Raw genomic sequence first — 14707 nt, forward strand, 5'->3', positions numbered from 1 at the left:
CCACGGCAGCACCACGCTGCGGGCCGCGGCGGCGCGGGTGGCCGGGGTAGCCGACGCGGGCGTGTCGGCAGGTGCGGGTACCGGCGCCTGCGACCACGAGATCGTGCGCGCGTCGCCGCCGAGCGCGACCTTCGTCGCGCCGGCAACCGGCGTGCTCTCGTAGGTGCGCGAGAAGCGCTCGACCGCGAGCAGGCCGAGCGCGTTCGACGTCGTGGTCTGCCATGCGCCCTGGTGCTGCAGTGCGAGCAGGCCGGCCGTCACGCGCGGCATCTCGTCCTTCCACGCCGGGTCGCCCGCGAATTCCAGCGCGAGACGTGCGGCGTTGGTCTCGTTGCTGGTCATCAGCCACCACAGGTCGTCGTCGCGTGCGGTCGAGAACACGAGCTGCGTGCCCTGGTACGTGAGGCGCGCGCGCAGGATCTGTTCGACCTGTGCGCGTTTCTCGTCGCGTTGCGGGATGTCCTTCACGCGCGTCAGGATCGCGTGATAGTCGATCACTGCCGACGTCGGCCACTGGTTCGGCGCGATCTCGATCGAGCCGAGCATGCGGCCCTGCGCGGCGCCGTAGCGCGACAGCGCCTCGATCGCCGCGAGCTTGCGCAGGTCGCGGTCCTGGCGCGGCGCCCACGTGTTGCGCTCGAGGCGGCCGTCGACGAAGCGCGCGAGCCCGGCTTCGAGCTGCGTGCGCAGGTCTTCCGGCAGTGCGAAGCGCGGGTCGAGACGGCTCGCCTCGTCGGACACCACGAGCAGGTACGACGACAGCGTCGCGCTGCCGGCGTGCGAATCGTCGGACGACGGCGGGAAGTAACTCGCGAGCCCGTCGCTGTCGAGATAGACGGGCATGCGTGCGATCAGCGCCTGCCATTGCGCGGGGTCGCGCAGGCCGATCGCGCGCGACGTCTGCTGTTCGAGGCAGCGGTACGGATAGCGCTCGAACCAGCGCTTCACGCCGGGCAGGCCGTCGGCAAGCTTCGACTGCAGCGACACGGCGATCCCGCCGCGCGGCAGGCCTTGCGCGTTGTTCGCAGCGCCGGCCGGGGAGGCCACCGGCACCGTCAGCGTGCCGTCGACTTGCGCGAGCGTCGCCTGCTGTACCGTGACCGGCAACGCGGGCACGACCTTCTGCGCGACCGCCAGCGCGTCGGATGCGCGCTTGCCGCCTTGCTCGGCCGCGTCGATGCGCCAGTTCAGCGCGCCGGCCGCGTCGAGCGCCTGCTCGGGCACGGTGATCGTCCACGCGACTTCGGTTGCCGTATTGGCCGCGAGCGACACGGTCTGCGGCGCGACTTCGACGCCCGTCACGTGCGGCGTCACGACGACCTGCATCGCGCGGTCGGTCGTGTTGCGCAGCGTGACCTGCGCGCGGAACGCGTCGCCTTCGCGCACGAGCGGCGGCAGGCCGGAGATCAGCTGCAGATCCTGGGTGCTGCGGATCGACGTGCTGCCGGTGCCGAAGCGGTCGGGGCCGACCGCCGCGATCGCGACGATCCGGAAGCGCGTGAGCGCGTCGTTCAGCGGCACCTCGACGGTCGCGCTGCCGTTTGCATCCAGCGTCACGCGCGGATTCCACAGCAGCAGCGTGTCGAACAGCTCGCGCGTCGGCGCGCTGCCGCCACCGCCGCCGGCCGGCACGGCCTTGCGGCCGAAGTGGCGGCGGCCCACGATTTCCATCTGCGCGGTGGCCGTCTCGACGCCGTATGCACGCCGCCGCAGCATCGCGTCGAGCAGGTCCCAGCTGTTGTTCGGCATCAGTTCGAGCAGCGCCTCGTCGACGGCCGCGATCGCGATCTGCGTGCCGGCCGGCGCGGGCTGGCCGTTCGGCAGCGTGACCTTCACGTGCGCCTGCGCCTTGCTGCGCACCGTATAGCGGGTCGCGTCGGTCGTCACGGTCACACCCAGGCGGTGCACGCCCGTGCCGACCTTGATCTCGCCGAGCCCGTAGCGGAACGCGGGTTTCGACAGGTCGACGAACGCGGTCGGCGCTTCATAGTGACGGCCCTCGCGCCAGAATGCGCGCGCCCATTCGACCGGTGCCTTCCAGCCCCACGTGAAGAACGAGTACCACGGCACTTCGCGAATCCGGCCGCGCAGCGCGAGCACCGACACGTAGACGTTCGGCCCCCACGATTCGCCGACCTTCAGGTCCACCGTCGGGTTCTTGCCGTTCAGCTCGACAATGTGCGTTTCCATCACGCCGCCGCGCTCGACCGCGACCAGCGCGGTCGCGTAGCGGAACGGCATGCGCACCTGGAAGCGGGCGGTTTCGCCCGGTTCGTAAGCCGTTTTCTCCGGGATCACGTCGATCCGGTCGGTGTTGTCGCCGCCGAACCAGAGCTCGTCCTCACGCGTGACCCACACCGATGTCGAGGCGTTCGACGTGCGGCCGTCGCCGTCCTTGGCCACCGCGATCAGCTGCACGTTGCCGGCCTGTTCGAGCGTCGCGTCGCAGGCCATGCGGCCCTTGTCGTCGGTCTTGCCCGAGCACAGTACGCCGAGGTCGCGCGTGTCGCTCTTGTTGTCGTACGCATAGAAGCCGCCGACCATCCGCTTGCGCGACGACGTCGTGATGCGTGCGACGCCCTTGATCTCGATCGGCACGGACGCGCGCGGCTTGCCTTGCAGGTCGACCGCGAGCGCCTGCACGGGCACGCGCTGGCCGACCGAGACCCAGCGGCCCGCCTTGATGCCGGCCACCACCGCGGCCGGCCACAGGATCGTGTCGCCGCGGATCGTCTGCACTTCGCCGTTCGGGTCGGCGAACGTCGCTTCGAGTGCGATGCGCTTCGGCGCGTCGACGTCGGGCAGGCCCTTCAGCGTGACCGAGCCCGCGCCGTTGCGGTCGAGCGTCAGCGGCAGCTTGTCGGCGATCAGCTTCGTTGCGTCGGGATCGTTGTTCGACGCCGATGCGTTGTCGCCGTCCTGCGAATCGTCGTCGGCATTGCCGTCGCTCCTGTCGGGGCGGTACGGCGTGAAGCTGAAGTCCTCGAAGCGATCGGCGAACGGCGGCGAGGCCCACTTCATCAGCGCCGACACCTGCACGGGCAGGTTCGATGCGCCGCCGCCCGACACGTAGTCGATCTGCACCGCGAGCGGCGCTTCCTTCGCCGCGACGAGCGGGCTCTTCTGCGCGTCGCGCGCGCCGATCGATCCCTTCAGCACGGGCAGGCGGAACGCCTCGACGCGGAAGCTGCCGCTGTAATAGGTGGCGGTCGGCGCGTCCTCCGGGCCGCCTTCGAGCTCGACGCTGTATTCGCCGAGCTTCGCGGCGGCCGGCAGCGTGAACTGCGTGTCCGCGCTGTGGTCGGCCGCCCACGTGAGCGGCAGCTTGTAGGTCTGGCCCGTGCCGAGATGGCGGATCGTCACGCGCGTCGGGTATTGCGACGGGAACGCGAGGCTCTGCAGCGTTTCGGCACGGATGAAATGCTTCATCGACACGGTTTCGCCCGCGCGCAGCAGCGTGCGGTCGAATACCGTATGCGCGCGCACGGTCCGCGCGCTGTCGGTGTCGGTCGGCACGTTGAAGCGCCACGATTCGATCCCGCGGTTCCAGCCCGAGCTGACGAATGCCATGTCCGGGCCCGTCTTCGGATCGTTCACGCGGGCCGACACGAAGTAGTCGGCGAAGCGTTGTTCCGAGTCGGACGAACTGCATGCGCGCTTCGATTCGAACGCGCCGTCGATCTTCAGCAGGCCCTGCGCATCGGTCTTGCCGGATGCGATCTCGTCGCCGTTGCAGTCCGACACGCGGATCTGCGCGTTCGGCACGGGCTTGCCCTTGTCGAGCGTCGTGACCCACACGAGGTTGTTTTCGCGGCCCTGTTTCAGGTGCACGCCGAGGTTGGTGACGAGCACCGTGGTGCGCACGTACATGCTCGACGGCTTCGCGAGCAGCGAGCGGCCGAGCGCGGGCGACGCGAGTTCGAGCACGTAGAAGCCGGGCTTGTCGATCGGCACGCCGACGACTTCGAACGGGCGCAGCGCCTTCGGGTCCGCCTTCGGCAGCGTCAGCGCCTGCACGCCGGGCTGGCCCTTGAGCAGCGTCAGCGAGCGCACGTCGATGCGGCGATCCTTCGGCGCGGGCGCCTTCTCGCCGGCTTCGCGCGGCACGTAGACGGGATGCTGGCCCTTGCGTTCGAGCAGGCCGGGAATCTGGCTGTCGATCGAGCCGGCCGTCATCGACCAGTTGTCGAAGCGGTCGACCGTGCGCATCCACTGGCGGATTGCCGTGTCGTCGTCGACCTTCAGGTTCGAGAACTGCGCGCCCTGGGTGTTGAGGCCGTCGATATGCAGGTCGGCCTCGACGTTGCGCAGCGTGACGGGCACGAGCGCGGGCGAATCGGGTTCGGCGAAGCGCTCGACGATCCCGAAGGTGCCGGACGAGAATTTCGCGAGCGGCGGCATCGGCGCGGTGCGCGTCGCGAGCGGGAACAGGTCGGCGTTGGACAGCGAGCGGTCGGTCACGTCGCGCAGGCCCGACGGCAATTCGATCGTCAGGGCGGCCTGTTCGGGCAGCGGCGGGTTGAACGTGACGGTCGTGACTTCCTCGCTCTTGTCGTCGGCCGCGAAGGTCGGCGACAGCGAACCGTCGGGGCCGCGCACCTTGATCGCCTCGGCGTTCTTGCGCGAGATCGGTGCGTTGAACGACAGCGTGAGCGGGCGCAGCGGCGTGCAGGGCGCCTTCGCGTTCTCGCGTTCGCACGAGAAGCTCGCGGCGAACGGTGCGCGCACGGTGAAATCGAAGCGCCGTTCCGTTTCGTTCGGGATCCCGCTCGGGCTCGTGACGCCCTTGCCGTATACGAGCTGCATCTTTGCGCTCGCCGGCAGCGCCTGCGCGCACGACAGCGTCAGCACGCGCGCGGCATCCTTCTTCAGCCCGAAGTGATCGAGCAGCGCGTTGCGCGCATCGTCGTCGGCGGCCGTGACGGGAATGCGGTTGCCGATGCCGGCCGCTTCGCACCAGATGTTCGCGAGCGCCGAACGCGGTTCGGCCGGGCCGTTCAGCTTCAGCACGAACATCTGCCGTTCCTCGATCTCGCGCGAGCCGGGGCGGACGTTCACCGGGAACGGGCCGCCCGTCTGGAACGTGAAGCGGCGCGGGCCGCTGGCCGCATTGCCGGCGACCGAGCGCAACGTGTCGTTGAGCGCGACCGAGCAGCGCACGCCGGGCGGCAGGTCGCTTTCGAAATCGTAAACCCAGGTCTTGTCGTCGAGCCAGTGACCCTGGCCGCGTGCGGCGGTCGAATCGTTGCAGGTGACGCGCGCGGGATTCGGCGCGGAGGCCGAGCCGAACGCGACCATCGGTTCGTCGAACTTGACGACCGTTTGCCGGACTTCGGTGACGGTGCCTTGCGGCGATACGCTCACCGTGCGCGCCGCGCCTGCATGCAGCGACAGCGCGGTGGCGCCGCCGAGCGCCGCGACGGCGCCGATGCGCCAGAGCAGCCGGATGGTGTGGTCGGTTCGTTTCGCTTTGTTCTGTTTGTCGTGCTGCTTCATCGCTCGATCGCCCTCGGAGGGAAGCTTTCTGTTTGATTGCACGCGATTCTAACCGACCGACATGCGCGCGCATTGCGCCTCATAGGTATGTCGCCGGCGTGCGACACCGGCGTGCGTGCCGCCGATTTGTCGCGCCGACGACACAAAAATGCAGCGAAATGTCGATTGTCTCGGATTGCGGAACATTTAATGGACTATAAAAAGATTGTCCGATCCGATTTGTGCGCGTACATTTCAGGGCCGCGCCAATGTTTGAGAAATATCAAGCGTGGTTTTCCCGAATCCGGTGTTCGAGAGAAGAAACATGCACAACGACAACACTCCCCACTCGCGTCGCACTGGCGACGCAGCCGTAACAGGCATCACTCGGCGTCAATGGCTGCAGGGCGCACTGGCGCTGACGGCGGCGGGCCTCACGGGCTCGCTGGCGTTGCGGGCCCTGGCCGACGATCCCGGCACCGCGCCGCTCGATACGTTCATGACGCTCTCCGAAGCATTGACAGGCAAGAAGGGGCTGAGCCGCGTGCTCGGCCAGCGTTTCCTGCAGGCCTTGCAGAAGGGCTCGTTCAAGACGGCCGACAGCCTGCCGCAACTCGCCGGCGCACTCGCGTCCGGTTCGCTGAATCCCGACCAGGAAACACTCGCGCTCAAGATTCTTGAAGCGTGGTATCTCGGCATCGTCGACAACGTCGTGATTACCTACGAAGAAGCATTAATGTTCAGCGTCGTATCCGATACGCTCGTGATCCCGTCGTATTGCCCCAACAAACCCGGCTTCTGGGCCGACAAACCGATCGAGAGGCAAGCCTGATGGCCGATACCGATACGCAAAAGGCCGACGTCGTCGTCGTCGGGTCGGGTGTCGCAGGCGCGATCGTCGCACACCAGCTCGCGATGGCGGGCAAGTCCGTGATCCTGCTGGAAGCCGGCCCGCGCATGCCGCGCTGGGAAATCGTCGAGCGCTTCCGCAACCAGGTCGACAAGACCGATTTCATGGCGCCGTACCCGTCGAGCGCGTGGGCGCCGCATCCTGAATACGGCCCGCCGAACGACTACCTGGTCCTGAAGGGCGAGCACAAGTTCAACTCGCAGTACATTCGCGCGGTGGGCGGCACGACGTGGCACTGGGCCGCGTCGGCGTGGCGCTTCATCCCGAACGACTTCAAGATGAAGACCGTGTACGGCGTCGGCCGCGACTGGCCGATCCAGTACGACGACATCGAGCATTACTACCAGCGCGCCGAAGAGGAACTCGGCGTGTGGGGCCCGGGCCCCGAGGAAGACCTGTACTCGCCGCGCAAGGAGCCGTATCCGATGCCGCCGCTGCCGTTGTCGTTCAACGAGCAGACGATCAAGCACGCGCTCAACGGCTATGACCCGAAGTTCCACGTGGTAACCGAGCCGGTCGCGCGCAACAGCCGCCCGTACGACGGCCGGCCGACCTGTTGCGGGAACAACAACTGCATGCCGATCTGCCCGATCGGCGCGATGTACAACGGCATCGTGCACGTCGAGAAGGCCGAGCAGGCCGGCGCGAAGCTGATCGACAGCGCGGTCGTCTACAAGCTCGAGACCGGGCCGGACAAGCGCATCACCGCCGCGGTCTACAAGGACAAGACGGGCGCCGACCACCGCGTCGAAGGCAAGTACTTCGTGATCGCCGCGAACGGCATCGAGACGCCGAAGATCCTGCTGATGTCCGCGAACCGCGATTTCCCGAACGGCGTCGCGAACAGCTCGGACATGGTCGGGCGCAACCTGATGGACCACCCGGGCACCGGCGTGTCGTTCTACGCGAACGAGAAGCTGTGGCCAGGCCGCGGTCCGCAGGAGATGACGTCGCTGATCGGTTTCCGCGACGGCCCGTTCCGTGCGACCGAAGCCGCGAAGAAGATCCACCTGTCGAACATGTCGCGCATCAACCAGGAAACGCAGAAGATCTTCAAGAGCGGCAAGCTGATGAAGCCCGAGGAGCTCGACGCGCAAATCCGCGACCGTTCCGCGCGCTACGTGCAGTTCGACTGCTTCCACGAAATCCTGCCGCAACCCGAGAACCGCATCGTGCCGAGCAAGACGGCCACCGACGCGATCGGCATCCCGCGCCCCGAGATCACGTATGCGATCGACGACTACGTGAAGCGCGGCGCCGTGCACACGCGCGAGGTCTACGCGACGGCCGCGAAGGTGCTGGGTGGTACCGAAGTCGTCTTCAACGACGAGTTCGCGCCGAACAACCACATCACGGGCGCGACGATCATGGGCGCGGATGCGCGCGACTCGGTCGTCGACAAGGACTGCCGTACGTTCGACCATCCGAACCTGTTCATCTCGAGCAGCTCGACGATGCCGACCGTCGGTACGGTGAACGTGACGCTGACGATCGCGGCGCTTGCGCTGCGGATGTCGGACACGCTGAAGAAGGAAGTCTGACCGTGCGGAAATCTACTCTCACCTTCCTCCTCGCCGGCTGCCTCGCGCTGCCGGGCCTCGCACGCGCAGCCGACGCGGCCGATCCGGCACTGGTCAAGCGCGGCGAATATCTCGCGGTCGCGGGCGACTGCATGGCCTGCCACACCGCGAAGGGCGGCAAGCCGTTCGCGGGCGGTCTCGGCATGCCGATCCCGATGCTCGGCACGATCTACACGAGCAACATCACGCCCGATCCCGAGACGGGCATCGGCAACTGGTCGGCCGAGGACTTCGAGCGCGCGGTGCGCCACGGGGTGTCGAAGAACGGCGACAACCTGTATCCGGCGATGCCGTACGTGTCGTACGCGAAGATCAACGACGACGACGTGAAGGCGCTGTATGCGTACTTCATGCATGGCGTCGAGCCGGTCAAGCAGGCGCCGCAGAAGAACGAGATCCCGGCGCTGCTGAGCATGCGCTGGCCGCTGAAGATCTGGAACTGGCTGTTCCTGAAGGACGGCGCGTACGAGCCGAAGCCGGCGCAGAGCGCCGAGTGGAACCGCGGCGCGTATCTGGTCCAGGGTCTCGCTCACTGCAGCACGTGCCATACGCCGCGCGGCATTGCGATGCAGGAGAAGTCGCTCGACGAGACGGGCGGCAGCTTCCTGTCGGGTTCGGTGCTCGCGGGCTGGGACGGCTACAACATCACGTCCGACGCCAACGCGGGGATCGGCAGCTGGACGCAGCAGCAACTCGTCCAGTACCTGCGCACCGGCAGCGTGCCGGGTCTCGCACAGGCGGCCGGCCCGATGGCTGAAGCGATCGAGCACAGCTTCTCGAAGATGACGGAAGCCGACATCGGCGCGATCTCGACGTACATTCGCACGGTGCCGGCAGTCGCCAGCGGCGATGCGAAGCAGTCGCGCTCGTCGTGGGGCAAGCCGTCCGAGGACGGGCTGAAGCTGCGCGGCGTCGCGCTCGCGTCGTCGGGCATCGATCCGGCACGGCTGTACCTCGGCAACTGCGCGACTTGCCACCAGATGCAGGGCAAGGGCACGCCGGACGGCTATTACCCGCCGCTGTTCCACAACTCGGCGGTCGGCGCGCCGAATCCGACCAACCTCGTGCAGGTGATCCTGAACGGCGTGCAGCGCAAGGCCGGCAACGAGGACGTCGGGATGCCGGCGTTCCGCCACGAGCTGTCGGATGCGCAGATCGCCGCGCTGACGAACTACCTGACCGGGCAGTTCGGCAATCCGGCCGCGAAGGTGACCGAGCAGGACGTCGCGAAGCTGCGCTGATGCGGCGCGCGACGAAGCAGGGCGATAACTGACAAGAGGAGGAGCACAGCACATCGGGTTGTTGCCCGATGCCGGTTGTTGCAGAGCGGGGCGGGCGGCGCAGGCGGCCGCCCGTCCTGGTTCATTCGCAATCCGGTGCGCCGGGCGGGGTTCCGCCATGCGCATCGCTTTCGTTGATCGACACCATGACACCGAATCAACCGTTTCTCGCGTCTCAGCGCGATGTGCTGCTGCTGCTTGCCCGGATCCTGCTCGTGATCCTGTTCGTGATGTTCGGCTGGAAGAAGATCGTCGACTTCCCCGGTACCATCGCGTTCATGGGTTCGGAAGGCGCGCCCGCGCCGATCATTTCCGCCGCGATTTCGGTCGTGATGGAGCTGTTCGTCGGGATCGCGATCCTGGTCGGCTTCCAGACGCGCGCGCTCGCACTGCTGCTCGCGCTCTATACGATCGGCACCGGCATCATCGGCCATCACTACTGGACGATGACGGGCGGCGAACAGATCAACAACATGATTCATTTCTACAAGAACATCGCGATCGCCGGCGGCCTGCTCGCGCTCTGCGCGGCGGGCCCCGGGCGTTTTTCCGTCGATCGCGGATAAACAGACCCTGGGCGTGCGCATGGGGCGCGCGCTGGAAGGTCGAGACTCCGAGGGGGCATCATTTTGCGACTCAAACATTTCGCATGGCTGATCGTGGCCGCCACACCGGCGGCCGCTTTTGCACAGACGAGCGTGACGCTGTACGGCCGTATCGACGGCGGTGTCGAATACCTGAACCACATCGCGAAGCCGAACGGCGGCAGCGCGACCCGCTGGAGCGCCGAAAGCGGCGACTGGGGTACCAGCATGTTCGGGCTGAAGGGCATCGAGGATCTCGGCGGCGGGCTGTCGACGGTCTTCAACCTGGAAACCGCGTTCCAGGTGATGAACGGCCAGACGGGCGGCGGCCGCATGTGGTCGCGGCGCGCGTACGTCGGGCTGAAGAGCAACACGTGGGGCCAGCTGCAGGCCGGCCGCAACCTGTTCATCGACAGCGACGGCGTGTGGGAATTCGACCCGTTCGTGCAGCAGGCGTTTTCGTCGGCCTCGCTCGTGCGCGGCCGCAATTGGCAGCAGACCAGCAACAACATCGAGTATCACAGCCCGGTGATCGGCGGCTTCGACGTGCAGGCGCAATACGCGTTCGGCAATCAGTCGCGCGGCTTCAACTATGGCGCGGCCGATGATTTCGGCCGCTCGGACGGGATCATGATCTCGTACCACTCGCCGTTGCTCGACGTGCGCGGCATCTACGACGAACTGCGCGACAGCAACGGCAAGTTCAGCAACATCTTCACCGCGTCGCGCGAGTATTTCGTCGGTGCGAACGTGAAGGTGTCGAAGTTCAAGATCCAGGGCGCATATACGCACTACCAGGCGCCGGACAGCCCGGCCGGTGTGGCCGATCGCGCCGATCACTACTGGCTCGGCGCGACCTACACCGCGACGCCGCAATGGGCCGTGACGGGCGGCGGTTACTACGTGAAGGTGGGCGATGGCGGCGGCGATGCGTCGCACGACCCGTCGGGCCACGCGATGATGTACGTGCTCGGCACCACGTACAACCTGTCGAAACGTACGTTCCTGTATGGGACGGTTGCGTATGTGCGGAATGGCGGGAATTCGAACTTCTCGCTGATCGCGTCGCCACGGGATGCGACGTCTGGGACGAGTCCGATGACGGGCGAGTCGCAGACGGGGGCGTATGTGGGGATGATGCATACGTTCTGAGGGTAGGCACGCCAGATACGCAACAGGCACGGGTGATCGAACCCGTGCCTGTTGCGTTTACAGCGGTGCGAAGCGTTGCGGCAAGCATGCCGATCTCGGGCGGTGGAATCGAGGCATCGTATCGGACGCGGCATTTCTCACGTACCCAACCGCACGTTGCTCGACTATCCATTGGCCCGCAGAGGGCGCATGGCTTGCGCGAGCATTGCGTTGCGGGGAGTTCGCGCTCGATGGATTCACGGTTTCTGACGTTTATGGACTGGAGGCTTCGAGGTAAACGGCGGTTATTCGATTTATCGCTATCTGGCTGGCCCGAGCTACGGTGGGCGCTGTCGTTAGCGAATGCCGTGGCCCCACGGGCTGCGTGCCGGTACCGCCTGACGGCATCGATTTACGCGAAAGCATGACGTAAGCTACATCCGAGTTCGTTTTGATATGATGAATTCCGGTTCGGTCAGATGTGGTTTGAATCGTGTCTATGCCGTAGGCCTCTGTAGGGGCCAGAAAAAATTCTGGGCCGTTTCCTATTGCGAAGAGATACCAATCTGCCGCCCGGCGCTGCCCGGCGGCCGTTTTTGTTACTACACGGTACGGGGTAGCCTGATGGTTTCCGATCTCCTGAACAAGGCGCTGCGCACGCAATACGTGCAACACGGACGCATTGTCCGCCTCGATACGCCGCTTGGCGAAGACGGGTTGGTTCCGCTCTATGTCCGGGGGCGCGCGTGCCTTGGGCGAGACTTCGAATTCACCATCGATGCAACGTCGACGCGACTCGAAACGATTCAGGCGAAGGCGCTGATCCGGCAATCCGTGACGCTGTGGATTCGGCAAACGGACGGCAGTGAAATGCCGATTCACGGTTATGTGACTGCGTTCAGTCGCTTGGGCGGGGACGGAGCCAATACATACTATCAACTCCGCTTCAATTCGTTCCTCGCGCTACTGCGGCTCGGGAGTGACCGGCGCGACTGGATCGAAACCCTCGCGCAGCAAACCGTGTCCGACGTGCTCGGCAAGTACACACAAGCAGCCGGTAACTTTACGTGGCAACTGAGCCGAGGACTGCGTTCCTATTCTTACCGGATGCAATGGGAATCCGACTGGAACTATGTCCACCGCACATTCGAAGAACTCGGCCTTTTTCCGCGTTTCGATATCGCGCAGGACGGCAAGTCGCACAAGGTCGTCATCATGGACGATCTTTTCTCGGTTCCCGAGTTGAAGCAAAAAACCATTTTGTTCAGCCGCTCGGTGCAGAACGAAGAATTCGATGGCCTGAGCGAGTGGATCGATTCGCAGGAAATTCAGTCGGCCGAACTCGACACAGGCACGTTCGACTACAAGCGCCCGGATCTTTCGAAGCACGTCACGATGCCTGCGTTCGATCTTGACGATGTACCGGGGCTGGGTGAGCAGTACGAATACACTGGGTCGCATACGTGGTCCGATCGCGACATGGGCGAGGCTCAGGCAAACGTTGTCACCGAGGAATGGCGCTCACGCGCGCAACGCTTCTACGGTGTGGGCGCATTGCGTTGCGCATGGCCTGGCCGCTATGGGGTGCTGACCGGGCACCCGGTGCATGACGCACAACCGGATCAGGATCGCGAAATGGCGATTCTCTCGGTGAACTGGCTCATCCAGAATAACGTGCCGGGACTCGAGAACCTGATGCGTTTTCGCAGGAGCCTGCGCGCTGAAGTCGAGCAAGCGCGCGCGAGCGGTGCGGGTTCGTCCGTGCGCCATGACGACGGCGGCGTTGGATTCTTCCACGTCGAAATCGAAGCGCAACGGCGCCGCGTCGCGTTTCGTAGTCCGTTCGAGCACAAGAAACCGATCATGCAGATTCAGACCGGCATCATCGGCGGTCCGGAAGACGAAGAGATTTATACGGATGCGATGCTGCGCGCGAAGGTGCGGTTGACGTCCAATCGGCTCAATGACGGCGACCAGAACGTGTCGGCGTGGATACGCGCGGCGATGCCCGACGCGGGCCGCAAGCGCGGCGGCATGTTTCCGCTGCGCAAGAACGACGAAGTCTTGATCGGCTTCATCAACGGTGATTGCGATCGTCCCGTGATCCTGTCCAGAATGCACGGCGGCGAAAGCATGCCCGAATGGCACACGCACGGGCTGACCTCCGGCTTGTTGTCGCGCGAATACGGCGGCGAAGGCTACAACCAACTGATGATGGACGACGCCAGCGGGCAGAACCGTGTGCACTTGTACTCGACAAGCTATAGCTCCCACCTCCACCTGGGCTATCTGATCCAGCATTCAAGCAACACGCGCGGTGCGTTCATCGGGCAGGGCTTCGACCTCAAGTCATTGGGTTACGGTGCGGTGCGCGCCGAACAAGGGCTCTATGTGTCGACGCAACCCGCCGCGACCCAACCGCTGAGTGCGACGGCGGCATCCGAACAGCTTACCCGCGCCGAAGCGATGCTGGAAACGACTTCGAAGGCGAGCCAGACGAACCGGGCACAAAGCCAGCAAAGCGGCCAAGACGCGCTGAAAGCCTTCACCGACGCCACGCAGCACGCGGTGGCGGGCACGACCAAGGGCGGCCGCACGGCAGGCGGCGGCACAGGCAATGCGAACGGTTTCGCGAAGCCAATCATGCTGCTGTCGAGTCCGGAAGGCATCGCCGCGTCAACGCAAGGATCGGCGCATATCACGGCGAACAAGCAAACCAACGTGGTCGCCGGGGAAGACATCAACCTTGCGGCCGGACGGGCGTTACTCGCCAGTGTGTTGGAGCAAATCAGCCTGTTTGCGGAAAAGCTCGGTGTCAAGATCTACGCGGCAAGCGGCCCGATAGACCTACAGGCGCAGAATGATTCGATGAGCTTGGCCGCCTCGCAGGATGTGAAAATTACGGCGGGCAAGAAGATGGTCCTGTCGGCCGATGAAATCTGGATCGGCGCGAACGGTTCGTATATCAAACTGACGGCGAACATGATCGAGAACGCAACGTCGGGGCAGATTGTGGAGAAGTGTGCAGATTGGGAGAAAGCAGGAGCGGCAAGCGGCACGTTGCAAAACCCGCTGCATTCGTCGCCGGTATCGGTCGATGGCGGGCGTTTCACGCTGTTCTCCGGTTGAATCGCGCCATCGGCATAGTGTCGACATAAGAAATTCTGAAAACCGAATCCGAGTCGGGAATCATGAGCAACAAGACAGCGCCTAAAAAGAAACATCACCCAACGACCGCGCCGCAATCGGCACCGAAGCCGGCCGAACCGGCGGATACACCATTGAGCTGGGCGTATCCCTTCACGCCCATAGGTAAGGCTGACGCGACCGATCCGATGACGTATTTCAAGGCGCTGGCGAAGTGTGAGAACGGCTTTTATCCGCTAGGCGTCAGCGGCATGTGGCATGGGGGCGTGCACTTCGCCGACGGCAGTGCGGAGATGTTGAAGCAGGACAGCGGTGTACGCGCAATTGCGGACGGCAAGATCGTTGCGTACAGGCTGAACACGAAATACGAGGAGACGACGTATCCGAACAACCTTGGTCTGGCGCACTACTCGACGGGCTTCGTATTGGTTCGGCATGAGCTGAAATTGCCGCCGAAACCGGCACCGAAGGAACGAGCCTGTCAGATTTTTAGTGTGCCGAGGTCATGAGACGATAACGGAAATAACGTCCTATGACCGATGCAACCGTGACCAAGAAGAGCAAGAACCCGAAGACGCCGAAGCTGTTCCCCGATGAACT

Annotated in this window: 7 protein-coding genes and 1 pseudogene; 7 read left to right on the plus strand and 1 reads right to left on the minus strand. The window is 65.0% G+C overall.

Going from position 1 to position 14707, the window contains the following annotated elements; all coding sequences use genetic code 11:
* Nucleotides 1–5496 (minus strand): MG2 domain-containing protein (locus tag G3N64_RS34615; RefSeq protein WP_205788173.1); only part of this gene is annotated, 5496 nt, incomplete at its 3' end.
* A gap of 304 nt (nt 5497–5800) precedes the next feature.
* Between G3N64_RS34615 and G3N64_RS34620 the strand changes: the two genes are divergently transcribed.
* The 7 genes and pseudogenes from G3N64_RS34620 to G3N64_RS34650 all read left to right on the plus strand — a co-directional run.
* Nucleotides 5801–6307, plus strand: coding sequence for a sugar dehydrogenase complex small subunit (locus G3N64_RS34620; RefSeq protein WP_027791852.1), 507 nt, complete (start codon nt 5801–5803; stop codon nt 6305–6307).
* Nucleotides 6307–7926 (plus strand): GMC family oxidoreductase, encoded by a 1620-nt coding sequence (locus G3N64_RS34625; RefSeq protein WP_205788174.1) that lies wholly within the window; start codon nt 6307–6309, stop codon nt 7924–7926. Before G3N64_RS34620 ends, G3N64_RS34625 begins: the two co-directional genes overlap by 1 nt.
* A gap of 2 nt (nt 7927–7928) precedes the next feature.
* The gene (locus G3N64_RS34630; RefSeq protein WP_205788175.1) at nt 7929–9206 is read left to right on the plus strand and encodes a cytochrome c; all 1278 of its coding nucleotides are present in this window, start codon (nt 7929–7931) and stop codon (nt 9204–9206) included.
* Nucleotides 9207–9391: 185 nt separating this feature from the next.
* A complete protein-coding gene (locus G3N64_RS34635; RefSeq protein ID WP_205788176.1) occupies nt 9392–9811 on the plus strand; it encodes a DoxX family protein in 420 nt (139 codons plus the stop codon).
* Between the two features lie 63 nt (nt 9812–9874).
* Complete coding sequence (locus G3N64_RS34640) at nt 9875–10981, plus strand: porin (RefSeq protein WP_205788177.1); 1107 nt, start codon at nt 9875–9877, stop codon at nt 10979–10981.
* Between the two features lie 603 nt (nt 10982–11584).
* Complete coding sequence (locus G3N64_RS34645) at nt 11585–14089, plus strand: type VI secretion system Vgr family protein (protein WP_205788178.1); 2505 nt, start codon at nt 11585–11587, stop codon at nt 14087–14089.
* A gap of 62 nt (nt 14090–14151) precedes the next feature.
* A pseudogene (locus tag G3N64_RS34650) lies at nt 14152–14574 on the plus strand (lytic transglycosylase domain-containing protein); the annotation flags it as partial.
* Nucleotides 14575–14707: the final 133 nt, after the last annotated feature.

Source organism: Burkholderia sp. Ac-20344, assembly GCF_017104975.1.
In the GTDB taxonomy this organism is placed as follows: domain Bacteria; phylum Pseudomonadota; class Gammaproteobacteria; order Burkholderiales; family Burkholderiaceae; genus Burkholderia.